This window comes from Candidatus Poriferisodalis sp. (assembly GCF_965208485.1).
In the GTDB taxonomy this organism is placed as follows: domain Bacteria; phylum Actinomycetota; class Acidimicrobiia; order Acidimicrobiales; family Poriferisodalaceae; genus Poriferisodalis.
This window is the reverse complement of the sequence record NZ_OZ242344.1, coordinates 1,948,137-1,970,671: the sequence shown is the minus strand read 5'-3', so window position 1 is coordinate 1,970,671 and position 22,535 is coordinate 1,948,137. Positions and strand designations below refer to the sequence as shown.

At 67.1% G+C, this 22,535-nt stretch carries 19 protein-coding genes; all 19 read right to left on the bottom strand.

The genetic code is table 11. The features are described from left to right. Positions 1-153 carry a hypothetical protein gene (locus tag ACOGXQ_RS09120; protein ID WP_419947093.1) on the bottom strand — a complete coding sequence of 51 codons (153 nt, stop codon included), beginning with the start codon at positions 151-153 and terminating at the stop codon, positions 1-3. Between the two features lie 121 nt (positions 154-274). Further along, entirely contained in the window at positions 275-1,864 is a 1,590-nt protein-coding gene (locus ACOGXQ_RS09115) for an alpha/beta hydrolase (protein ID WP_419947092.1), read from the bottom strand. 151 nt (positions 1,865-2,015) lie between these two features. After that, positions 2,016-4,154, bottom strand: a complete 2,139-nt coding sequence (locus ACOGXQ_RS09110; protein ID WP_419947091.1) for a hypothetical protein — start codon at positions 4,152-4,154, stop codon at positions 2,016-2,018. Next, the gene (locus ACOGXQ_RS09105) at positions 4,151-5,107 is read right to left on the bottom strand and encodes a hypothetical protein (RefSeq protein WP_419947090.1); all 957 of its coding nucleotides are present in this window, start codon (positions 5,105-5,107) and stop codon (positions 4,151-4,153) included. The genes ACOGXQ_RS09110 and ACOGXQ_RS09105 overlap by 4 nt, the downstream gene beginning before the upstream one ends. Before the next feature lie 75 nt (positions 5,108-5,182). Then, positions 5,183-5,950 carry an ABC transporter ATP-binding protein gene (locus ACOGXQ_RS09100; protein ID WP_419947089.1) on the bottom strand — a complete coding sequence of 256 codons (768 nt, stop codon included), beginning with the start codon at positions 5,948-5,950 and terminating at the stop codon, positions 5,183-5,185. 49 nt (positions 5,951-5,999) lie between these two features. Further along, positions 6,000-6,887 (bottom strand): ABC transporter permease, encoded by an 888-nt coding sequence (locus ACOGXQ_RS09095; protein ID WP_419947088.1) that lies wholly within the window; start codon positions 6,885-6,887, stop codon positions 6,000-6,002. Next, the gene (locus ACOGXQ_RS09090; RefSeq protein WP_419947087.1) at positions 6,884-7,738 is read right to left on the bottom strand and encodes an ABC transporter permease; all 855 of its coding nucleotides are present in this window, start codon (positions 7,736-7,738) and stop codon (positions 6,884-6,886) included. Before ACOGXQ_RS09090 ends, ACOGXQ_RS09095 begins: the two co-directional genes overlap by 4 nt. 2 nt (positions 7,739-7,740) lie before the next feature. Next, positions 7,741-8,826 carry a hypothetical protein gene (locus tag ACOGXQ_RS09085; protein ID WP_419947086.1) on the bottom strand — a complete coding sequence of 362 codons (1,086 nt, stop codon included), beginning with the start codon at positions 8,824-8,826 and terminating at the stop codon, positions 7,741-7,743. 5 nt (positions 8,827-8,831) lie between these two features. After that, positions 8,832-10,382 carry a hypothetical protein gene (locus ACOGXQ_RS09080; RefSeq protein WP_419947085.1) on the bottom strand — a complete coding sequence of 517 codons (1,551 nt, stop codon included), beginning with the start codon at positions 10,380-10,382 and terminating at the stop codon, positions 8,832-8,834. A 56-nt stretch (positions 10,383-10,438) separates the two neighbouring features. Next, the gene (locus tag ACOGXQ_RS09075) at positions 10,439-13,708 is read right to left on the bottom strand and encodes a hypothetical protein (protein ID WP_419947084.1); all 3,270 of its coding nucleotides are present in this window, start codon (positions 13,706-13,708) and stop codon (positions 10,439-10,441) included. Positions 13,709-13,945: 237 nt separating this feature from the next. After that, positions 13,946-14,455, bottom strand: coding sequence for a hypothetical protein (locus ACOGXQ_RS09070; RefSeq protein ID WP_419947083.1), 510 nt, complete (start codon positions 14,453-14,455; stop codon positions 13,946-13,948). Continuing rightward, positions 14,455-15,075 (bottom strand): pilus assembly protein TadG-related protein, encoded by a 621-nt coding sequence (locus tag ACOGXQ_RS09065; RefSeq protein WP_419947082.1) that lies wholly within the window; start codon positions 15,073-15,075, stop codon positions 14,455-14,457. Before ACOGXQ_RS09065 ends, ACOGXQ_RS09070 begins: the two co-directional genes overlap by 1 nt. After that, positions 15,053-15,490 (bottom strand): hypothetical protein, encoded by a 438-nt coding sequence (locus ACOGXQ_RS09060; protein ID WP_419947081.1) that lies wholly within the window; start codon positions 15,488-15,490, stop codon positions 15,053-15,055. The genes ACOGXQ_RS09065 and ACOGXQ_RS09060 overlap by 23 nt, the downstream gene beginning before the upstream one ends. Before the next feature lie 240 nt (positions 15,491-15,730). Further along, a complete protein-coding gene (locus ACOGXQ_RS09055; RefSeq protein ID WP_419947080.1) occupies positions 15,731-16,186 on the bottom strand; it encodes a hypothetical protein in 456 nt (151 codons plus the stop codon). 301 nt (positions 16,187-16,487) lie between these two features. After that, on the bottom strand, positions 16,488-17,372 hold the full coding sequence (locus tag ACOGXQ_RS09050; protein WP_419947079.1) for a type II secretion system F family protein: 885 nt from the start codon (positions 17,370-17,372) through the stop codon (positions 16,488-16,490). Beyond that, on the bottom strand, positions 17,369-18,289 hold the full coding sequence (locus tag ACOGXQ_RS09045; protein WP_419947078.1) for a type II secretion system F family protein: 921 nt from the start codon (positions 18,287-18,289) through the stop codon (positions 17,369-17,371). The genes ACOGXQ_RS09050 and ACOGXQ_RS09045 overlap by 4 nt, the downstream gene beginning before the upstream one ends. Before the next feature lie 3 nt (positions 18,290-18,292). Next, positions 18,293-19,888: a CpaF family protein gene (locus ACOGXQ_RS09040; protein ID WP_419947077.1), complete on the bottom strand. Its 1,596-nt coding sequence runs from the start codon at positions 19,886-19,888 to the stop codon at positions 18,293-18,295. A 61-nt stretch (positions 19,889-19,949) separates the two neighbouring features. After that, positions 19,950-21,602, bottom strand: a complete 1,653-nt coding sequence (locus ACOGXQ_RS09035; RefSeq protein ID WP_419947076.1) for a hypothetical protein — start codon at positions 21,600-21,602, stop codon at positions 19,950-19,952. Between the two features lie 158 nt (positions 21,603-21,760). After that, positions 21,761-22,534 carry a hypothetical protein gene (locus ACOGXQ_RS09030; RefSeq protein WP_419947075.1) on the bottom strand — a complete coding sequence of 258 codons (774 nt, stop codon included), beginning with the start codon at positions 22,532-22,534 and terminating at the stop codon, positions 21,761-21,763. Position 22,535: the final 1 nt, after the last annotated feature.

The window sequence follows — 22,535 nt, the reverse complement described above, 5'->3', positions numbered from 1 at the left end:
TCAATCCGGCAACAGCGTTGCTGCGCCGGAGATGGTCCAAGTCGCGGACGGGACGGTTGGTGTTTCACTGCCCGAATCCGGTGAGGCGCGGACGATGCGCCGGTAGGCGATGCCGATCCCGTCGGCTCTGACGCGACCGTTCTCGATGTTCATGCCTGCCTCGGCGCGGCCGGCAGGCTGTCTGTCCCCGCAGCCACGGGATCTGCGCTCAGCCCCATGCGCGTGCGTCCGGCGTGGGGCGTCAGCTCCATGCGCGTGCGTCCGGCGTGGGGCGTCAGCTCCATGCGCGTGCGACAGCGCGGGGCAATTCTTCGATCCATTGGATGAGGTCGTGCCCGCACACCCGCTCGGTCCACTCGTGGGGCGATTTTGCAAAATGCAGCCAAGCCGCCCACGCCTCGGTGGCCTGGTGGAAGCCGCCTTCCAGCGTGCCTGCACACAGGTGCACGAACGGCGCCTCCGCGGCGTTCCAGCTCATCTGCTCGTTGGGCGGCATGCCGGTGGAATAGGCGATGGCGTGGCCGAACTTGTCGCGGTGCATGTGCCCGACGGCGAGCGCATGGCCGCCGCCGTCAGAGGCCCCGAACACCCCGCGGTCGCTGCGGTCTTCCGAGACGCCGAAGGTCTGCGCAGCCCAGGCCGTCAGTTCCTCGACAAAGAACCTCTGGTGGCGGTCGAACCGGTCGTTGTCGAAGCCCGGCAGGTACTCCATCGCCCGCTCGTTGCCGTAACCGCCCATCGGCGCCGAATGAGCTGCCACCAGCACGAAGCGGGGCACCGTCCCATTGGTGATGCCGGCGTCGAGGCGCCGGATGTAGGGGCCGATCATGCCGCCGTCGGTGGCATACAGCACCGGCAACCGCTCTGTGGGGGAGTGCTGAGGAGGCAGGTACACCGTGACCGTGCGCTTGGTGCGCAGCGCTGTGCTGTCGATGGTGTGCACTTGGGTCGTGCCGCGTAGCTCGCCGTCGGGGTGCGAGGGGTGCTCGGGCGGAGCGTCGGGGCCGCGGAACCGGTGGGGAACTGGCCCGCGCTGGCCACCGAGCAGGCTGCCCGCATCGTCGAGCGGCCAGAAGCCGTAGCCGATCACTGCCTCTGGCAGTCGTTCGATGCGCACGCTGAGCGCCCACAGGTCGCCGCCGCTGTCTTGGCTGCCGCTGTCGCCTTCGTCGATGCGCCACATCGGCAGCTCGATGACCGGGCCGGGCAGCACGCCGGCGGCGTCGCTTTGGCAGACGAAGGTGAGCTCATCGCCGTCGGCCCAGCAGCCGGCCGGGTCGGCCTCGAGCCGCGAGGCGAGCAGCTCCGGCGACGGGTCTCGCCAGATCCGGCACATGCGCTGTCCCGGCGGCAGGCCGGGCGTGTCGGCCCGTTCGCGGCTGAGCTCACGGTTGCGCCGATCGATCTCCGCACGTCGTTGCGCCAACGACGGCAGGCCGATGCGATTGCGGGACTCGTCGTCGACGGAGCCGTCCACAGGTGCCAGCACGAGGTCGCCCAGGTGCTGGGTGACCACAGTGCCGAATTGCTGGGGACGCCCGCTCAGCAGGCTCATCTTGTCGGCGCACTCGGCGAAGACGACCCCGGCGCCTGCCTGGCCTGAGCGGTGCGCACGAGCAGCCAGATCGCCGGCAATCGAGAGCATCTGGGGCCCGCCGTGAACGCTGAGTGCCCGGGCCGCACGCAGGGCCACTGGGCCATCCGCCTGCTGCAGATTGGGCGATCGGGCCAGCAGCTGGGCCAGCAGCGGTGCTTCCGACGGCTCGGCCATCTCGATCCGCGCCAGCAGGTCGGCGACTTCGCTGTCGGGTTGGGCAGTTCCGGGCTGAACCGGATCGCCCGAGGTGGTGCCGTCGCTGTCCATGCCGCCCCTCGCCCGACTGTCCCCGTCCCAACTGCGGGACCCGTCAGCGGTGGCTCACGGGCTGCGCGGTGAGGCTACTGTCGGCGCCCGAGAAGCTGCCGAACTGCGCTCCGGACTGCAGGCCAGCATGTTCAGCTCGCCGGGAGGGTCTTCAACCTGCTGGGGTGCGGGCGGACACACGCGTCTGGTACACCTCGACACCTACCGGCGCTGTCTCGCTGTAGCCCCAACTCACGGCGGAATTGTGCGGTGCGTCCCCGGGCGCGTCCAGCTCGGCGATGTCAAGGTTGTACTGAGCAGCAATTCTCCAGACTCCTTGGCCGTACAGCAGGTAGTAGCCAGGACGCGACGGTCGCCATGGGCACCAGACGGGTTCGTCGTCCTCGCTCTGGCAGTCGACGACCTCGGTCAGCGCCTTGTTGCGCTCCTCGCGTTCATCGGCAGTCGTGAGTCCGCTCCACGGCGAAAGACCGCGCTGCTCGGTGCGCTCCACGCGTTCCGCGGCGGTGAGACCGCACCACCATCCGAGTGCGTCGGTGCCGCCGAAGTGCTGCTGGATGAGTGCTGCGTCAGTGTCCGTGGTCGCTGCTGGCATGACCACCACGCAGTCGCTGTTGGATTCCTGATAGACGGGACCATTGTCGGGCCACAGTTCCCGTGCTTGGATGAAGAATCTGGGTGTCTTGAAGATTCGGCACCGAACATGAATCTGGTTGTTGGCTTCGGGGAACAGCTGGTCGATACTGTTTACCGCGTATACGTAGCGGAGTTCATCGACACTTATCTGTTGATGGATGTCGTCCATTGTCGCCGCCGTGCCCAAAGCAGCGTTCGCGTGCAGCATATAGCCGGACAGTACCCCGGTGGTGATGTTGTGAAACCTGACGACGACGACGGTGCCGACGTTCGCCAAGCGGGTGGTGGACAGCGACCGCCATGACAGATTGCCCGTCATGGGGGCGCAGTTTTCTACGGAAGGAAAATAGCCGGAGCAGAATGATAGATGTGGCAGGTTTACAGCGCCTCGGCCGGCTAATGGCAGCGTGATTGGGTCTTGGAGCAGCGTCCTCCAATAGCAGCTATTCGCGTGGTGGCTGGGGTTCACGGTCACCTCGCTGACGGCGTCGGACGTGCACTGCCCTTCTGGCTGCAATCCGAAGAGCATCAGTACGCAGGGTTCACAGTCCGACCCGAGCACTGTTTGGACGTCCACGATGCTCTCGCTGTACTGAGCCTGCAGCTCGCGGCAGCCGATCGTGTCGATGACCGAACGGCATCCGCCGCTGTCGCTGGCCCGTTTCAGGCAGATCGCAGGGACGGGGTCGCATGCCGCGCCTGTCTGGTGACATTCCAAGCCGAGCAGCGCTGCGTTGTACTCGCACCAGTGCCCCAGCGCGATCCCCGATCCCGACCATGCGGTCATCGCGTAGCCCCCGCCGGTGACGTAGCTCGACGGGCACGGCGCAACCGGGGCTGAACTGCTGTTGTTGCGGTAATAGTCGTCGCCGACATAGGTCCCGCAATCGCCCAGCGGGAACGCCGGTGCGCCGTCGGCGCAGGGATGCGGGTCGTCGGGAGTGCCGGCGCTGGGCGTCCCGGCGGGCATGTAGCAGACGTTGAAGCGATTCGTGGGCACCGCGCCGGCGGGGCACTCCCACAGACGCCGCATGACCTGGAGGCACAGGTCGCGGTCGATCCGCGAGCCGTCCGTGCACTGCTTGGCCTTGATGATCCGGCAGTAGGCGGGGAACGGGGGCGCGGCATCAACGGTCTCGATCGCCGTGACTCGGAGGTAGGAGGAGTACAGATGGTTGTTTACTGCCTGGTTGAGCCACAAGCTGTTTGGGCACTCTGCGAAGTCGGCGGTGCTCGGCGTGCAGCCGAGCAATTCCTCGGTTCCGAACAGGCATGACCCGTTGGACTCGACGGTGTAGGCGTCGTCGTCGACGATGTGCTCGACGCAGAAGTCCACATACGAATCGTGGGGTGCCATCCGGGTCCGCGTGCTGTGGCTGGGATGCGCGGGGTCGTCCTGAAGCGGCCGATACGGGCAGGCGTCCAACTCCGCGTAGCAGTCGCTCTCGTTCCACGACGCCACGTTCATCCCGGCGGGGCAATTCAGCGCGGTCCCTGCCACATGGGACGGCGGGAGCACCTGAGCGTGCGCCGGCTGGGACCCGACGCTCAGGGACTCGGGCGTCAGCGGCGGGTCGACGGGCATCAGCAGCGACGCCATCGCCAGAAAGGCGCCGACGGCGGACCGCACGATCAGCGACCGTCGGCGCCTCATGCGGGCCAGTCCTGCGGGCATTCGGCTGTCCCGCCGTCGTGGGCTTGCAGGCAGAGCTGCTCGGCGGTGATCCGTCGTCTGCGCAGCGCCGCCCATGGCTGACCCGCACTCGACCATTGCGCGACGCTCCGCTCCCATGCGGCAATCCGCTCGTCGATGCCCGAACAGGCGTCCCCTTCATGCTCGTGGGTGCGCGACACCCGGTAGGAGACGTCCACGACGGCGTCCTCCACGCCGCGCGTCATCGCAAGCAGGTAGGTCCGCACGACTGCCCGGGACGCAGCGGCTGAGCTCGGCACCGGCCGGTCGTCGCTGACGGCCGGGATGCTGACGGCCGGGGGGACACAGGCCACCGCCAGCACCTCCGACGGGCTTGCTGCCACGAGCGCCACTTCCGAAGGGTACTCCGCAGCCGAATCCCCGGCGGCTGCGGTCGTGTCTGCAAGCACAAGGGCAAGCGCGTCGAGCACGGCGGAGCGGGCATGGCCGACCGCTGCGACGGCCACGCAGAGCTGCGCAATCGGCGTGGGCTCGGCCAGCGCGCGCGACACCAGGAACTCATAGCGCATCACTCCGAGGGCGGCCATGGCGGCCGGGTCGCCGTAGGGGGACAGGTCGACGCCGGAGAGCGGAACTGCGATCCCGTCGAGTTCCCATGCGCTGCCGCAGGCTTCAGGCGGGAAGGCCCAGTCCAGATCCGGCGTCCAGACAGGCAGGTAGCGGGCTCTCAGATCGCCGAGCGGGGTCTGCGGATCGGCATCGGGATCCAGCGGCGGCAGGTGACTGACAGGCGGGGGCATCACCGTCACGACATGGCGGCTGTCCGGATCGACTGCGGCTGGTGACTGCGGGCTGGTGACTGCGGGCTGGCCGGCACCGCTGCCGTCGGAGAACATGCACGACACCGTGACCGACATCAGCAACGCCGAGATCAACGCCGGACCGGACGGCATTGCTGCCTGTCCCCGGTTCGAGGCTTCAGCACGACTCGCCCCCGGCACTCGCAACACCCGCCGAGCGCGTTCGCCCTACCGGCGCTGGTCCCCGAACCGCACCGCCGCCTCCATCGAGTCGAAGCGTCGCAGTACCTCCGATTCCACAGCACGCACGGCCGGGTCGTCGGGGCGGCGCGGACGCGGCAGGCTGACGGGGATGTCATCGAACACGACACCGCCCGGGCGCAGCATCAGGATGCGGTCCGCGAGCTCCACCGCTTCGCCTACGTCGTGAGTCACGAACAGCGCCGTCTTGCGGGTATGCAGCCAGATGCGCTGCAGGTAGTCGCGCAGCGACCGGCCTGTCAGTGCGTCCATGTGGCTGAAGGGCTCGTCCATGAGCAGCACATCAGGGTTCACCAAGAACGCCCGCGCGATGCCCACTCGCTGCTGCATGCCGGCTGACAGCTGCGCCGGGTAGAGATGCGCCACATCGCTGAGGCCCACCATGGACAGGTAGAACTCGGCTTCTCGCTTGGACCGGTCAGACTTGCGGTTCTGCACATACAGCATGTTGTTGAGCACGCTGCGCCACGGCAGCAGTCGCGGCTCTTGGAACACATAGCCGACTTGCGCCGGCACGCCGTCCTGGACCACTCGCACCGCGCCCGCCGTGGGTTCCTCCACGCCCGCGACGATGTTCAGCAGTGTGGTCTTGCCGCTGCCTGATGGCCCCAGCACGGCCACGAAGACGTTTCCGGTCACTGACATGGAGACGCCGCCGAGCGCCTGCACCTGCTGTGGGTATGTCGGCGTCGGTGGATACACCTTGGTGAGATTCTCGATCAGGATGGTTGCCATGTCGTCCTTCCTCGGTTGGCGCCGTCGCGGATCGCCTGTGGGCGACCGCTCATGTGCCCTCGCTCTCTGCGAAGGTCAGCGTTGGCTGCTGCTGCCAGCGAGTCGATCTGCGCTCGAGCCGCCGCAAGACGAGCCAGTCCAACAGCGTGATGAGCACGACGAACAGCAGAATCCACGCCACGAAGCCGGAGAAACGCAGTGCGTCGTACCAGAACCGGGCACGCCATCCCACTCCGGAAGAGGAGCCGAACCACTCGACGATGAGCAGGCTGTTCCAGCTCGTCATGAATGCGAGCCGGATGCCGGTCACTGCGCTGGGCAAAGCGCCGCCGATCAGCAGATGCGAGGCGCGCCGGACGCGGGGAACGTTGAAGGCGTTTGACATCAGCGTCAAGCCGGGGTCGAGCGCCCGGATGCCCGAGCTCAGGTTGAAGGCCATGAACGGAACCGCTGTCAGCACGACCGCCACGATCGGCGCCGTCGAGCCGAACCCGAACCACAGAGAAGCAGCAAATGCCCATACCACCGACGGCAGCGCCAGCAGCACCAGCACGGTGTCATTGAGCACCGACCGGAACCGGCGAGATCCGCCGATCAGCAAGCCCAGGATCGCGCCGGTGGGAATGCCGATGGCGAGGCCGATCCCGTAGCGCTGCATGCTGATGCCCAGCGGCGACCAGAACTCTCCTCGGCTCGTGCCTCCATGCGAATTGCCGGCGATCTCGGTGCCCAAGAACTCGCCGACGAGGACGACGCTGGGCACCCGCTCGTTGATCGATGACAAGTACTGCCAGATGCCCAGCAGGATCGCCGCCGCCAACAGGTTGATGAACCACGTCTTGCGCGTCCACCGGGTGGGCCGCTCGCCGGGACCTTGATGGCCTCGAGGTGCTCCAAGACCGCTGGGTGCAACCGGGAAGTCCGTCGTGTAGCTCATCGTCGCTGCTCCGCGTTGGCCACCGAGGCGTGAGCGCCCCCGAACGCCCGACGCTCGATCTGCCGGAATATCAGGTTCTCGAAAACGAACATGAGACCGATGAACAAAGCAGTCCAAGCCAGCATGCCGCGGACGTCGTAGCTCTCGAAGCTGCGCCTGATCTGGAAGCCCACACCGTCTGAAGATGCGAACACCTCGGTCAACAGCGTGATGCGCCAAGCCAAGGCGAATGCCTGACGGGCGCCGCCGATGACAGCAAGGATCGATGACGGCAGGAGGACACTGGTGATGATCTGTGCCCGGGTGCGGGCGAACGACTCGCTCATCACGATGAGGCTGCGGTCGACCCCGGTCAGCCCCTGCGCCACGCTGGACATGACGTAGGGCGTGGCGACGAGCGCTGCCGTCAGCATCGGCCCGAGTCCGGAGACGCCGAACAGAATGAGCGCCAAGATGGCCAAAGCGACCGTGGGGATGCTCACGAAGAACCGTGTGAGACTGCCGAGCAGGCCTCGCCACCAGCTGCTGTAGGCGATCACGGTCCCCAGCAGGATGCTGGCGGCCAGCGCCAGGACGCAGCCGCCGATCACCCGTGAGAGGCTCGCCCACAACGTCGAGCCGAAGCCCCCGCCACGCAGGACCTGCCACGCCTCGTCGGCCACGGTGTGCGGCGGCGGCAGCTGCTGGGTGCCCAGAACGAACTCGGAAGCCAAGTACCACACGCCCACGAACGCCAGCCACCCCACGGCCACGCCGAGGCGGAACCCCCAGCGACCCATGACGGATCGTCGCAATTCGCGCGCGGACAACTCGGCGACAGCATCCGGCGTCACAGAGGCATCAAAGGACACGGTCAGGAACCTCCTTCGGGGGTCGGGCCGCTGGTGATCACCGAAGGCGGCGAGGCATCCGGCGGGATCAGCTCCTTCGCTTGGAGCTTCTTCACAGCGTCTTCATAGTTCAGAGCGTCGTCGCTGGTGGGATACACCGTCGAAGCGATCCAGTTGTTGTGCAAGACATAGTCGGTGAGCCAGGCGATCTCCTCGTCGGACTGCACTGACAGGAGCTGCGGATAAGCGACGATGAAGGCGCCATAGTTCGCATTCCAATTCCGCACAGCCGTTTCCCACATCTCCAGGAATGCACTGACTTCGGCGGGGTGGGCTTGGTACCACTCCCGGCTGGTGAGGAACACTCTTCCGAGCAGCGGTCGCTCGGGCTGGCCGATGAGCTCTGCATAGACCGTCGATGCTGACTTGCCGTCGTACAGCGGTCGCAAGATTCCTGTGCTCAGGCTGGAGGCGCCTGCGTCAGGCAAGCAGAGGCAGGCCTCGGCGTCGCCTCGGTCGACAGCATCGGCGATGCCGGAGGTCGCATTGACGAAGTCGAAGTCGCCGCCGCCGTAGCTGAAGTCGAGCGCATGGATCTCGTCGACGATGAGCGACCACAGCAATGTCGAGCCCAGTTCGCTCTCTATCGCGATTCTGCCCTCCACGACTCCGGCCAAGTCGGTGGCCTGGTTGGTGCGTTTCACCGCAGCGATGGAGCGGTCGCTCGCATACTTGCCGATGATGACCGGAGCGCTTTCGAGGCCGCTTGCGAAGACCGGCACGTCGAGCGCGTCGACCAGGATGATGTCGGCGTGGCCGCTGATGAGCGCGGTAAACGGCCGGAACGGGTGGGAGGCTTCGATGCGGAACCCGTGCTGAGCCTCCCAGTCTGCGAGGACGCCTGAGTCGCCCAGCCACTGCCACAAGGGTTCTGTGGGCAAGGCGAGCCGGATGGACGGTGACTCCTCGCCTGCCGCAGGAACGTCGGCAACGTTCGCGGACGTTGCCGACGGCTCGTCGGCGAGGTTTCCGCAGGCGACCGCCGACAGCATCACGAATGCCATCGCAGCGATCGGCGAGCGGCGAGCGAACTGGATTCGGGTGAGCATGAGTTTCATCCCCCTCCCTGCGTCTGTGCGGTCGAGGACTCAAACCAGTCCGTCACAGCGCGCATGCACCCCCAGTCGTCGAGGACGCAGTCTGGATCGGCTCGCAGCACTCGAAAGCGATCTGCTCCGGAGTAGTCGCCCGGGCCGAATCCGATCCGGCCCCCGTATCCCGCTTCGTAGTGCGTGTTCGACAATTGCTCGACGAACGCCTCAGATGACAACGGTCCCGAGACACGGGACAATGCGCTCATCGTCACGTCGAGCGCATCGCAGGTCGCAACGAGGACGCTCCAAGCGTCGGTGTGGTGCCGGTGTGTGAAGGGCGGTGATCCGGGGGCCGAACTCCGGAGGCCAACGCACCCTCGATCGAGATCGGCGAGCTCGTCGCCCGCTGTTCGCCGGGCACTGACGAGGTAGAAGTTGTCGGCTTGAGCCCGAGGTGCACCGGTCAGCGTGAGTGTCGCACCTTGGATGTCGTTGGCTATCCACAGGGGATGCCAACCGATGCGCTCTGCGGCGCGCATCATGCGGCGCAACTCGAACCATGCGGCCGTCGAGTACACAGCGATCACGCCCTTGTCCCGATGGTCCGTCACGGCATTGAGATAGAACTGCTCTATCTCGCCGAGAATCGCTGTCTGCTCTGAGGTCAGGCTCGACGCTTGTTCCGTGGCTGCTGTCACCTCCGCCGGCGTGAGCGCACTCTCGAGCAGTCGCACGCGACCCTCAGGGCCGAGGAGCGGGAGACGGCCGAACCGGGCGGGAACGTGAGTGATGACGCCGGGTATGCGGTTGAGATCGCCGGTCACCGTCGCGACCTGGTCGAAGTCCGCGCCGATGTTGTACTCCCGACGTGACGGATCCGCTCCGAGCGGTCCCCCGAAGAGCAATCCGAATTGCCCGCTCTCAGGAACAAGACTCGACCGGCGCGCTATGTCGATGCTGTTGCCCAGCAGGTAGCCGGCCGTTCCGACATCCAAGAAGAGGTTGCCGCGCGACAGTCGCTGGATGGTCGCCGGCGCGGACGCATACAGCCCGAACATCGCGAGTCCCGCATCGGTGGTGAGACAGCTCACTCCCCGCACGTCACCGAAGAGGTTGAGCACCACAAGCGGCGACTCGGCAGGAACTTGCTCGCAGATGCGCTGAAACGATCCCTCAGGATCGTCCCAGCTCCACAAGTGGACGCTCGACTGCACGCATCTGTCGTGCAGTCCTCCGTTCGCGTTCACTTCGGCGAGGTACGCCTCAATGATGTGAACAGGTTCCTCCACCACCAGCGAACCCAGACCGACGGAATCGAGCTGGCTCAGATCGGGCCCGACATACGCGAGCCGGACAGCCCGGTTGAGGGCGCACTCGGAAGCGTCGAGCGCTGACAGATCCCCTCCTGCTGCGGCGATGCCTGCACCGGTCCTCAACGCGAGGATGTCCGCCGACTCGCCCGGCGCCTGAAATGCAGGCCCGTTGGGTCCTTCCAGCGAATTCTCGGCAGAGCCGATGCCGCATGCTGCGACAGCCAGAGCCGAGGCGAGCACGCTCGAGAGCAGTCGCATGAGTCTCGAACACCCTCCGCTGCGGCCTCGTGGGCCACTGCGGAATGGCGGCATGCTCATCGGAGACCAGCGGGATTCGCACTGCCGGGCACCATTCCGCCGAGCTGGGCAATCGCTTCGGGGGACAGTGCTCGAGCTGCGGTCATGGTGATGGAGATGGGATGCACCACCGCGGTGCCCGTATCGTCGACATGAATGCGCCAAGGCCAGCGAGCGCTCACCGCAGAGGTCGCGCCTACGAGGGAGAGCCGGGAGTCCGGTGCGGTGGCCACCTGTCCGGCGCGCTGGATGAGCAGATCGTTGCCGGGTCCGACGACGAGCAACTCGACGGCGCCGTCGCCGAGGCCATGTGCGGAGGCCAGCAGCGCTTCGAGCTCGGGCGCGTCGTAATTCGCGAAGCGCACGGCTTCCCAGCCGATCATTCCCGCTGAGCTGTCGAGGCCCACAGCAGTGATGCGCAGGTCGCTCGCCATCGGCGACGAGCCCAGAGCGCTGACAATTGCGCCGAGCAGGCTGGCGGCTGGGCCGCTCGGCCCGGAGACGGCGAGACAACCGAGTTGCTCCAAGTTCAGCAGCAACGGCCCCTCGTACGTGTTGCCGACTGGGACCAAGGCCGGGCACAGCGAGGGTCCCTGGCCGACGACGCTCAAGTCGCGTGCTGTGACGCCTTGGGGCAATTCCAAGACGAATCCGCCCGAAGCCGACCGCCATCCGGGTGGCGTCTCGACCGGCTTGTCGAGGAGCACCTCGAACCCGTAGGTACCGACGCGAACGGCCAGCACGCTGGGCTTGGCCCGCTGCAGGTCGACCGTGACTGCATACAGGTGGCGCATTGCGGTTTCGATGAGCTGGAGCGATTCGCTCCCGGCGCTCTGCTGGAGAGCCTCCTCGATCGCACCGGCAGCGTCAGCGTCCCGTCGGCTGTAGCGGCGCCGTCGAGCGAGCTGCCACAGCATCATGGCATCCCCGACGGCCGTGCCGGCAAGGCTGCGACCGAGGGGAGTGGACCGGGCAACCGGAGGCTGCTGGCTCGCGAACGACCCGGTGACCGATGGCAGGAAGTGCGGGACGCGCGGCGCTTCGGACTCGGGCGGCATTGCCGACTCGTAGGCTGAACCGGCGGCGGGAAGCCCTGCATACGGCGCCGAAGGATCGGTGGCGGGCGGAGCATCGTCCGACTCGCTCAGCCAGTCCTCGAAGGTCGGAGGCGGCTCCAGTAAGGGCGCCTCGACGCCGTAAGCAGGGTCGGCATGAAGGGCCGGAGACTGCGGCGGCACCGGTGGCGCCACCGAGGGTGGCGGAACCGGCGGCTCAATGACTGATTCCAGCGCCGACACGTCTTCCAGCGCCGGCATGTCCGGGATCTGGATCCCGCCGACGATCTGATCGTCCTCGAAGACCTCGACGACGTCGTCCTCTGCGACACCCTCCTCTGCCAGAACGTCCCCAAAGACCTCAACCTCGACGACGTCGTCGATCACGTCGTCCTCGGACGCACCCTCGATGATGGTCGCATCGACAATGTCGCCGTCATCGAGGCGCGGAGCGACGACTGCTGCTTCAGGGACGGTCTCTGCTTCGATGTCTTCGAGATCGAGTGGCTCGTGCACTATCGCTGCGTCAATGGCCTGCTCTGCGGCGTCGACCAGTTCCTCGAGCAGATCTGCTTGTTCCTCGAGCAACTCTGCTTGCGCATCATCTGGCGGCACCGGCTCGTACGAGAGCTCATCGGCCAGATCCGGCGGCACCGGCTCGTACGAGAATTCATAGGCCAGATCCGGCGGCGTGCCCGCAGGCCCGGACTCGAACTCCACACCCTCGGGAGGCGGCGCCTCGACAGCAGCAACAGCTCCTGTGTCGTCCGCCTCGACCATCGCAATCCGCGCGTCGGCCTCGTCGTCGGTCAACTCGCCGACCGGGGCCTCCACCGGAAGTGTGTCGTCGGTCTCAGGTTCGTCTGCGTCCTCAGGTTCGTCTGCGTCCTCAGGTTCGCCTGCGATCTCAGGTTCGTCGGCTTCCTCGGGCGCGACGTCGGCTTCCTCAGGTTCGCCTGCGTCCTCAGGTTTGCCTGCGGTCTCAGGTTCGTCGGTCTCAGGTTCGTCGGCTTCCTTGGGCGCGACGTCTGCGTCCTCAGGTTTGCCTGCGTCTTCAGGTTTGCCTGCGGTCTCAGGTTCGACGGTCTCAGGTTCGTCGGCTTCCTTGGGCGCGACGTCGGCTTCCTCAGGTTTGCCTGCGTCTTCAGGTTCGTCTGCGGTCTCAGGTTCGTCGGCTTCCTCAGGCTCGACGACCTCCGCCGCCGGCATCTCGAAAGGCGGCGGCAGCAATGTCGCTGCAGCGCCTCCGGCCTCGGCGATCCCGGGCAGCTCGTTGCCCGGCGATGGCTGCTCCCCTTCGGGCAGTGCACCACGGGTGAGTCCTCGCCAGAACGGCACCACTTCCTCGGGAGATGGCTCCCGACCCCATGCGGTGTAGAGGAAGGTCTCGGCGAGCGTCCACAGATACACCGGGTCCGGCCGACCCCACGGGAGCGGATCTCCGGGCAGCGCGAGCGCCGTGCCGGGTTCCAGCAACTCGTCGGGGTCGGCGTCGGCGATCTGCGGGTGCGCGGCGTTGACGGCACGCAGCTCTGACCAGCGCTCGGGTGCATTCAGGAACTGGGCCGCAACGCTGCGCAGCGTGTCGTCGCCGCGCGTGAGGTAGTAGCCCCGCACCGGGACGACCATCGGCGGCTCATTCGGCGGCTCGTGCTGCGCAAGGCTCTCCGTGGAAGCGGCAGCCGGCAGCGGGTCCTCGACGTCAGATCCCGGACCAGCGGCATCAGCTCCACCCACCCCAGGCGCTGCATCCCCGCCGTCGTCGCCGATTCCGTCGTCGCCGTCAGGGTCGCCGCGGGTGTCGTCGACAATCTCGCTTGTCTCGCTCTCTGCGTCGTCGGACCCGTCCGCTTCGAATCCGCTGTCTCGGCTCGTTGCAGCAGCTTCTTCGGCATCCTCTCGGCGCCCCAAGTCGGACTCTTCGTCATCGTCGTCGGACGGTGGGGCGAACGGGTCGAACCCGCCGTGAGGCATCGCTGGTTGCCCGGCGACCGAGGCAGGCATCGCCGACGCCGTCGGCTGGGTCACATCCTCGATCCGCTGGATCATCGGCACATGCGGCGGCAGCACGTCGAGGGCCTCTCCTGCTGCCGACGACGGGGCCACAGGCCGCCCAGCACCAGACTCGCCGGTCACCTGCCTCGGCGGACGGTCATTGAACGACTCATCGAACAGCGGACCAGACTGGCGATACCACGGCTCAGCGACGCTCTCGTCACTGTCGCCCCGCATGGCTTCGCCGGGCTGCTGTGCCGCGGGGGGCGCCTTGCGATCCTTGCGTCGGCCTCTCCGACCTCCGACCGCGCCAGACGAACGCTCCGCCTTCGGCTGCCGACGGAAGAGTCGTGAGAAGAAGCCACGCTTACCCACAGGAACACTCAGAATAGCCGCTCGCAGGCTCTCGTTGGTCCAAGCCCGGACGCCTCGCCGGAATGAGCCTTCCTCCGCGCCCCCAGCACACCGCGGCGGCTAGATCGTCAGCGGGCACTCTGGCAGGTAGCCGCGTCCGCTGGGCTCACCGCTGGGGCCGATCAGCTGGGCCTCAGCCGCACCGGTGGCCGTGATGGTCTGCCGCTCGCGGAACACAGCCAAGGCCGATCGATTGCGGTACCACGTCTGCACGGTCACCTCGACCAGAGATCCGACGCATTCCAAGCGCAGCAGAGAGGTCGGCGCGCCGTACAGCGCCGGGACCGCCGCGAGCCGTGCTTGGACTGCGCTGCTGGCATGTGCCTGCGTGCCGCCCGCTGCGATGGTCGCGACAGCCACCTTGGCCGCCTCGCTGGCGTTGTAGACCGCGTGCTGGCGAGCCGTGATGAGGCGGGGGGCGTCATACGCGATCCCGCCGAACAGCAGCAGGGCTGCGACGATGACCGCGATGAAGATGGCGTAGTCGCCCCGCTGGCCGTTGCTGCTGGGGGGACGCGGCCTCAGCGACACGGACGCCCGGCGACGCTGCCCGACGGCGCTTGCCGGCATCACGCCCCGGACTGCTCGGCGCGCCAGTGGAACGGCCCGATCGTCGCAACCCCGACCACTCGGCGCTCGACGACGGCATCGGGCAATGCGGTGACGCCAAGCTGAGACGGCCTCAAGCGGCACGACATCGCCACTCTCACTTGGCCGCCGACGGGCACGGTCTGGCTCTGCGCCCCGCCATACGTGACGTACAGGTACCACTGCGCAAAACGCATCGCAGCTATCTCATCCTGCGTGGGCAGCAAGGACTCCAGGCTGTTGTTCTCGGCGTCGACGATGGAGATCGTGCTGTCGTCCACGACGTCGTTCGTGCAGAGCCGGCGGCCGGCAAGGCTGATGGCGCTTTCTGCCATCGCGATCGCGTCCTGGGCGAGCTCGCAGCACATCGACGCCGAGTGCGCTGCCCGGTCGACTGCCGCCTGGAGCATCTGCTCGGTGCGTGTGGCCGATGTGATCGCTTGGAGCGCCACGATCACCAGCATCAGCATGGGGAACATGACGGCGACGCCGATCGCCGTGCCCGAGCCCGACATGCCGGCCTGCGACATGCGCCGGGACCGGTGGGGCGAGCGCACGGTCTCAGTCCATCCGGAGGACTCAGCAGGCGGAGACGTCGCCACGCGACGGCTCGTCGCCCTCCACCCTCTCCAGCGGCCCGCAGGCAGCGCCCGCGACGCGGATGGGACCGATGACCGGCGACTGGATCACGCCGAAGGCGACCACAGAGACGACGCCGACGTCGTCGTCGACCGTCACAGCCGGAGGCCGCAACTGGCGGACCATGCCGGCGGTGGCGTTCATCGCAGTCCACGCGGCGACGACCCCTTGGCACTCGCGCTCGCTGGCCGGCGTGACGGCGCCGCCGGTGAGGGACCCGCCGAGCGTGCCGCAGGTCGAGGGACCCAGCGGCGCAGACTGAGCCGCTGCCACGCCGCGGTCCGCGGCGGACTGCGCAGCCGTGCGAGCCAGCGACACGAGCACGACATGCACACCGATGAGGATGGTGAACAGCACCCCTCCGAAGAGGATCGCCACCGGGAAGACCTCTCCGCGTTGATCATTGCCCGAAAGGACAGATCTCTGTTCAGAGGCTGCGCAACGCGACATCGGGACAATCTCGCTCCGGCTGAGTCACGAGTTCCCTACCCAGGCAATGTTCCCGTTCGCTCGGAAGCAACCGGGTTGTGACCCAGACGAAGCGAATGACGTGGTTCCCGACCGGAGTACGTCCCGGGACACCAAGCACCTTCTTCGGATACAACGGAGCCGCAATGTTTAGAACACCACCCGGCACACGCCACCCACGTTGCTGCTCGCACCCACCGCGAGGCTGCTATCACCCGCGGTGACCGCAGTACCGGCGACGGTGAATGTGCCTCCCGCGACGGTGCAGGCAGTGCTTGACACAGGATTAGAGCTTGTTCCAGTCCACTGGCACGATTCCGTCCCGCCGAGTACTCCCAGCACTCCGTTTCTGATGGTCGTGCAATTGTCAGCCGTGATGGAGCCGACATCCTGACTCTCTAGGTCAGAGATCACGTCACTGCCTCGCGAGAGCAGCACGCCGGCGACGCCGCCGGCGATGACGAGCATCACGACGATGACGATCACGGTCTGCAACGCGATGCCGCGGCTGTCCGCATGCGCAGGCGACCAGCTTCGGCGTGATGCCCACCATGCTGCCCCGAGTGCCGCCGGCACTCCTGCTGCCAGTGCAAGTGTCTCAGCCATCTTGCACCTCCTTTCGGTCTGCAAGATTAAGTCGTCCTGCAAGTCAGTGCTGAATCCCGGCTGTCTCGCCGGAGCGCCGTGCTTCGCGTCCCCGACGAGACCGCACAACCATGAGATTAGCAGTCCGGACTCGCCCGCATGGTCGCCTCAGCGCGACGACGTCCCTCGCATTGCCCAAGCGCTCAGATTCCGGCCTGAACTGCGCCCGCTGCACAGCGTCGGCCCACGCGCCCTGACCGCTCGTCAAGCGGCCGCGGACATGCCCGTGCCGGCATCCCTGGCCGGCACCTTCGCCTGCGCCTCACAAGCCAGTCGGGATGGACGGGACGGAGTCTGTGTTCAGGACGCCGGCCAGCGGCGGGTAGCCCATGAGCATCATGAACGCTCCGCCGATGAGCGCCAGCGGGGCCCCCATCTTCTCGCTTGCGGAGGCAGCTTCTGCATCGGCCGCGGCCAACGACTTCGAGCGAGCTGCGTCGACCTGGCTCAGGATGGCCTGCCGGGCGCCGGCCCCGGTTGTGCCCGCCAGCTCGAGGGCGGCGATGAACGGATCCATGAATCTCAGCCTCCGAGCCTCAGCGAGCCTCCGAAGCCCGACCCACGGAGGCTCGCCGACCGCCGACGCCTCGAGCAGCGAATCGCGAATCGCCGCGAACGCCGGCTGATTGCTGTACCCAGCCGCCTCGTGCAGCGCGGCGTGCGTATCGGCGCCCGCAGTGACGAGCTGCGCCACGAGCTCCAGCCACGCCTCGGCGGATTGCTGGAACCGATCGCGCTCATTCTCGGCGTCGGTCTGCATGATCGAGTCGGGCAGCCACCACCCGAGCAGTGCCCCGCCGGCGGCAACTGCGATCACCCCGAACGCCGGCACCGCGATGCTGAAGGCCACCGAGACCAGAATCGCAGCGAACGCCAGCAGCACAGCACCGACCACGAGTCCGCCCAGCTTGGCCAGCGCATGGCTCTCCAGCGACCGCCCGACCATCTCGGCGTCTTGAGACAGCTGCTGCTTGCGCCGCAGTTCACGCTCGACTCTCCCGGCAGCGCGTCGCGTCGCGCCGGACATCGCCGAGAGGTTGGCGCCATAGCCCGGCAGCGGTTGCGACGGCCGGCGGCGCAGCCCCGCGACGATCATGACCACGCCGACACCGGTGGCGACAGCCATCACGAGCGCTTGGGCGATCATGAACCCGCCATCTCCGCCGCGGCGGACAGGGCCGCGGTGCGCTCTTCGAGTTCCTGCTGGTCGAGCAGTCGCACCGGCACCCCCGAGGACGACAACTGCAGCACCCACAGGATGTTGCCGAAGATCATCAAGCCCACGACCAACAGGATGAGCTGGCCGACGAGAGTCCCGAATGGATCGAAGAAGCCGCGATTGAACGTGAACATCAGCACCACCGACACCACGGTGATGCCGACGATCGAGACCACCTGCGTCCAAATCCGCGCATTTGCGACTTCGTTGCGGCGCCGCATCTCGACTTCGTTGCGCATCGAGCGGGCGACGCTCTCGAACGCCTCGGTCACACGCGCCCCCGAGTCCCACGCGATGTTCATGCCCAAGACGAGCCGGTCGGCGTACGGCGACTTCAACTGCGCCGCGAGCCAGTCCATCGCCAAGGAAAGGCCGACCGTGCGGGCCAGCGCCGCCATCTGCACGACATGCGGTCGCAGCAGCGGCGGCGCCGACGGCGCCGACAGCGTGACGGCCTCGAAGAGGGAGCCGCTGGCCGCAACCAAGTCTCTGATCTGCTCCGTCCATTGGGAATATGCCTCGATCTCGTCAGCGACGGCTTGCCGCTGCCGTGGGGCGGAGAACATCCTCGGCGCCACGAGGCCGGCGCCTGCCCCGATGAGTGCGCCGACCGGCCAGCCGGTAGCACTCCACACTCCGAGGGCGAGCAATGCGGCCAAGCCGGGCCCGATCAGCAGCCGCGGATCGAAGCTGGAGTTCCGTGCCCGTGCTCGGAGGTTCTCGGCATCGAAGTCGCGCAGGCGCTGCTGGGGCGCACGCAGCGGAGCCTTCCGCAAACCGACGATCACCGACAGGACACCGAGACCGCCGAGCGCCCCGAGTGCTATTGCCGTGAGACTGCCCACGCCCTATGCCTCCTTCGCCGGCAGGCGACGAATGACGGGGGCTTCACGGTCGGGTTCAGGACGGCCGTTCGGGCGCGGTGACGCCTCATGCACGGCCGGCCCGGCCGCGGGCGGCGCCTGCGGGGGGCGGGGAGGCTGCGGCGAGGGTCCCTGACCGCCGTGAGGCGCACGTGGCCCAGAGTGCTGTGGCTGCCGAGGCTGGGGCGGCGCCTGTCCGGGGCCAGGCTGCGATTGAGGAAATCGCAAGTGCGCATGGGGCTGCCGGTAGCCCGCCGCTTGTGCCGGCCCGGCGGCTGCAAGCGGCGCACCGAGCATGGCAGGGTCGAACCCGGATGCCCGCAGCCGTGCCAACGCCTCCCCGTCAGGCTTGAACGGCCGCGCATACACCCCAGTGCCGTCAGGACCCGGAGCGAAGACTTCGTTGGTGAGCACCTCGCCATCGGCGTAGCCCGTCACCTCACGGATCGACGTGATCGCTCTGCGCCCGTCGGGGAGCTTCTTGATGTACACGAGCAGGTGCAGCACCTCAGCGATCTCGCGGAGCACAGAATCCGGAGTCGGAGCGTCTGGCGAGCGCTGTGCGTAGATGAGGATCTTGTTGATGGCGGCCTCGGTGCTGCCGGCGTGGATGGTGCCGAGCGAGCCGTCGACCCCGATGCCCATCGACTGCAGCAGCTGCATGACCTCGCCGCCGCGCACCTCGCCCACGATCACCCGGTCGGGCGACATTCTCAGGGCAGCCCGCAGGAGGTCATACATCGCTATCTCACCGGTGCCCTCGGTGTTGGACGTGCGGGTCTCGAGCGCCAGCGTCCGCTCATGCAGGCCGGACGATCGCAGATGAAGCTCCAGAGTGTCCTCGACGGTGACAATGAGGTCGGACTGGGGCACCTCCGAGAGCAGCGAACGCAACAAGGTCGTCTTGCCGGCGCCCGTGCCCCCGACCACCAGCATGTTCGCCGGGTCCGGCGGCCGTACCGCAGAGCGCAGCACCGGAACCATCTGCGGCGTGATGGTGCCCGACTGCAGCAGAAGGTCGAGCGACGCAGTGAGCATCCGGTGACGCCGGATGACCATGGACGTCCGCTCGGCCACCGCTGTGACAGCGAACAGACGGTGACCTGAGGAGAGCCGAAGGTCCAAGATGGGCGACGCAGTGTCGAATCGACGCGAGGTATGACCGGCCGTGGCCGCCAAGTGGCGGATCATCATCACCAGTTCCTCGTCGCTCTCTGCCAGCGGCGGCGCCATGACGCGGTTGCCGTCGGCGAGCGACAGGATCACCGTGTCGTGGCCGAGCACATGGATGTTCTCGACGTCGGGGCGCTCGAGCAACGGCACCAGCGCACCGCCGCCCATGATCCCACGGACACTGGCGCGGAAATCCCGACGGCTCTCCGCATCCATCTGAGCGCCGCCTCGCATCACCGACGCGGTGTCGTTCTGCTCCAGGATCCGGTCGGCGATCGCCATCAAGCGCTCGCCGATGACCTCGGCGGGCAGCTTCTTGCGTTGCAGATCCAAGTACTGGCGCAGGAGATCGTCGCGGCTGCGCTGGAAGAGGTCGAAACCGGGGCGATGCTCCGTCGTCTCGCTCATCGCAGGGCACCATGCGAGGGAACCGCCTGCCGCAGATCGCGGAACCCCGGCTCGGAGGGACTCACGCCGTCGCGCCCGGGCTGACGGGCGGCTCGCCGGAATCAGCGCTCGCCTGCTCTCCGTGGAGTTGTTCGGCCCACGCGCGGAACGACCCCGTCGGCACCGCCGGCATGACGTATTCCGGCTCGAGGTCAGCTGGAACGCCGTGCTCGGGGTACTCAGGGTACGGGCTGTGCTCCGGCGTCAGCGAAGGCGTCTCGTGCGGATGCTGATGGGGCGGGGGGAGCACTGTCTCAGGGGCATAGTCCGGCTGCGCATGGCCGGGCTGCCAGTAACCGGCCGTGCCTTCTTCCGGATACGAGTAGTGCGGGACCTGCTGTGCAGAACCGGGGGGAAATGCTGGGACCCCTTGGCGGTACTCGGCTCCTTGGCGGTGCTCGGCATAGTGGGCGGGCTGAGCCGGTTCGGGATTCGGCTGGTACACGGTGGCCGGAGGCGCTGCGTGGCCGTAATGGGCATGCTCGGGCGCTGGAATGCCTCCCTCGACGTACCCTCCCTGACCGGGATGGGGACCCGGCGCCTGGTATCCGTACTCCGGATAGGGCTGCCAGCCGTAGTGCGCCTCGGCGGGGACTTGGCCGCCGTAGGCATGCGGCACGCTGTCCGGGTCCCGCTGAGCGGGCTGGGTGCGTTCGGGATGCTGCGGCGCAGCCTGGAAATGCCCGGTCTGCACGTACGGGTCGGCGGCGGGCGCCGCTGCAGCGCGATGACCGCCCGCCGCGAGTTCGTCGGGAAGCGGATACGCCGGATCGGGAAGAGGATACGCCGGATCCTGCAGTGCGCCTGAGGGCTGCGAAGCACTCGTCGCGGGAGCGGTCGCCGCACCGAACTCATCCGCGGCTTCGGTCTCTGCCGCATCATCTTGCGGAGGCTCGGCTCTCGCGTCCTCGGATCGGGTCGACGGCAGGCGAATCCGAGGCTCGGACGCACTGGCAGGGAAGGCGAATTCGTAGAGCTTGTCTGCGAGCTTGTCGATGCTGCTTCGCAGCTTGCGCGACTTGCGCTTGCCGCGGGACATGAACATGGACAGGTCGGTGCCCCGCTCGGCTGTGAGCTCGACGCTCCCCACGAAGCTCAAGCCGTGCTGCGACCTCCACTCGTCTTCTTTCAGCGGCGAAGGGCCGACGGTCGCGACCAAGCCCAACGGTCCCGGCATGTCGGGCTCCTCGGCGAGCCCGCCGTGCACATGCTCGAGGCTCGGCAGCTGAGCATTGTCGCGGGTCACGATCAGCACAGCAGCGGCGCTCGTCGTGAGCTCGGACGCGCGCGCCTCCGGAGTCAGCCTCCCGGCATCCACAATGACTGCCATCTCGCTGTCGGCGATGTCGCGCAGCTCCTCGCCGAGATGCGCGAACCGTTCCGCAATCGACCTCGCCCCAGAGGGACTCGACGGCGTCGGCATGACGTGCAAGTCGTTGAACAGCACGTCCTGCGCGTGGTCGACCAAGCTTGCAGCCGTCACCGGCTTGCCTGAAGCCATGAACGAGGCAGTGCCGGGAGTGAACTGAATGCCGAGTTTCTGGCTCAGCGTGCCAGCGGTGCCGTCAGCTTCGATGAGCAGCACTTGGCGGCCTGTGGACGCCCATTGCGCAGCCAAGTAGATCGCGGTTGTGGACGCTCCCGGCGATCTGTAGCTGCTGTAGACGGTCAACATGTCATGCCCGAGAAGTCAGATCCACATCTGCCGTGGAGCCTGCCCGCTCATGAACCCTTTGCTCTTCGCTTGCTGCGCTCGGTTGGCTTGCCTCGCTCTTGTCTGTCCTCAGTCGCTGAGTCTCGCTCAACTCCACCGCTTCGTCAAGGTGATTGGTCCTATCCGCCTCCGTCCACCGTAGCAGCCGCGCCGTCCAGCGCGCTCTTGACGTCTTCCGCAGTCAGATCGGCGCCCAGGCGCCAGATCTGACGGTCCTCGGCTCGCATGTAGCGACTCACCAAGTTCTGGATCTCCAATGCCCTCGCGGGCTCGACGACGTAGACGATGTTCCCGCCCTCCATGTGATCGAGAGAAAGCGTCCCCATGAGCGTGAGGTTTCCCGCGGGCGAGGCGGAACCGCCGATCAGCCCCTCGCCTGTCCCGAACGCTTGGCTCGGATCATTGGACGTCTCACGTCCGATGAGAGCGATCGTATCGCCGACTTCGAGCGCACCATAGGTGACCTCGTTGGCCGGGAGCGTCACCTGGATCGCGATGCTGCGGGACTCCTCTGCGCTGGACAGCGGCGGGGGACGGAACATTCGCGGCGTGACGAACGTGCCAGCGGGGATGAATCCCGAAGCCCATTGACCGGAGATGGCGCCGAGTTGGCCGACCGTCATCACGGAAGCGTCTGCGACGTTCGCCTCGACGGTTCTGAAGTCGTTCTGGCTCACTCGCTCCCAGCGGGATATGTCCCGAGACGACACGACGTACTGCTGACGCTCGTCGACACTCGCGAGAATGAACCAGAAGCCGAATGCGGTGCCGACCACCAGCACGACGCCGATGATGACCAAGCCGTAGCGGCGCTTCTCTGTGCCGCCGGGCATGGCCACCGGCCGCACCTGGCGCTGCATCTCACCGGCCTGCTCGTGGGTTGGATCGGACACG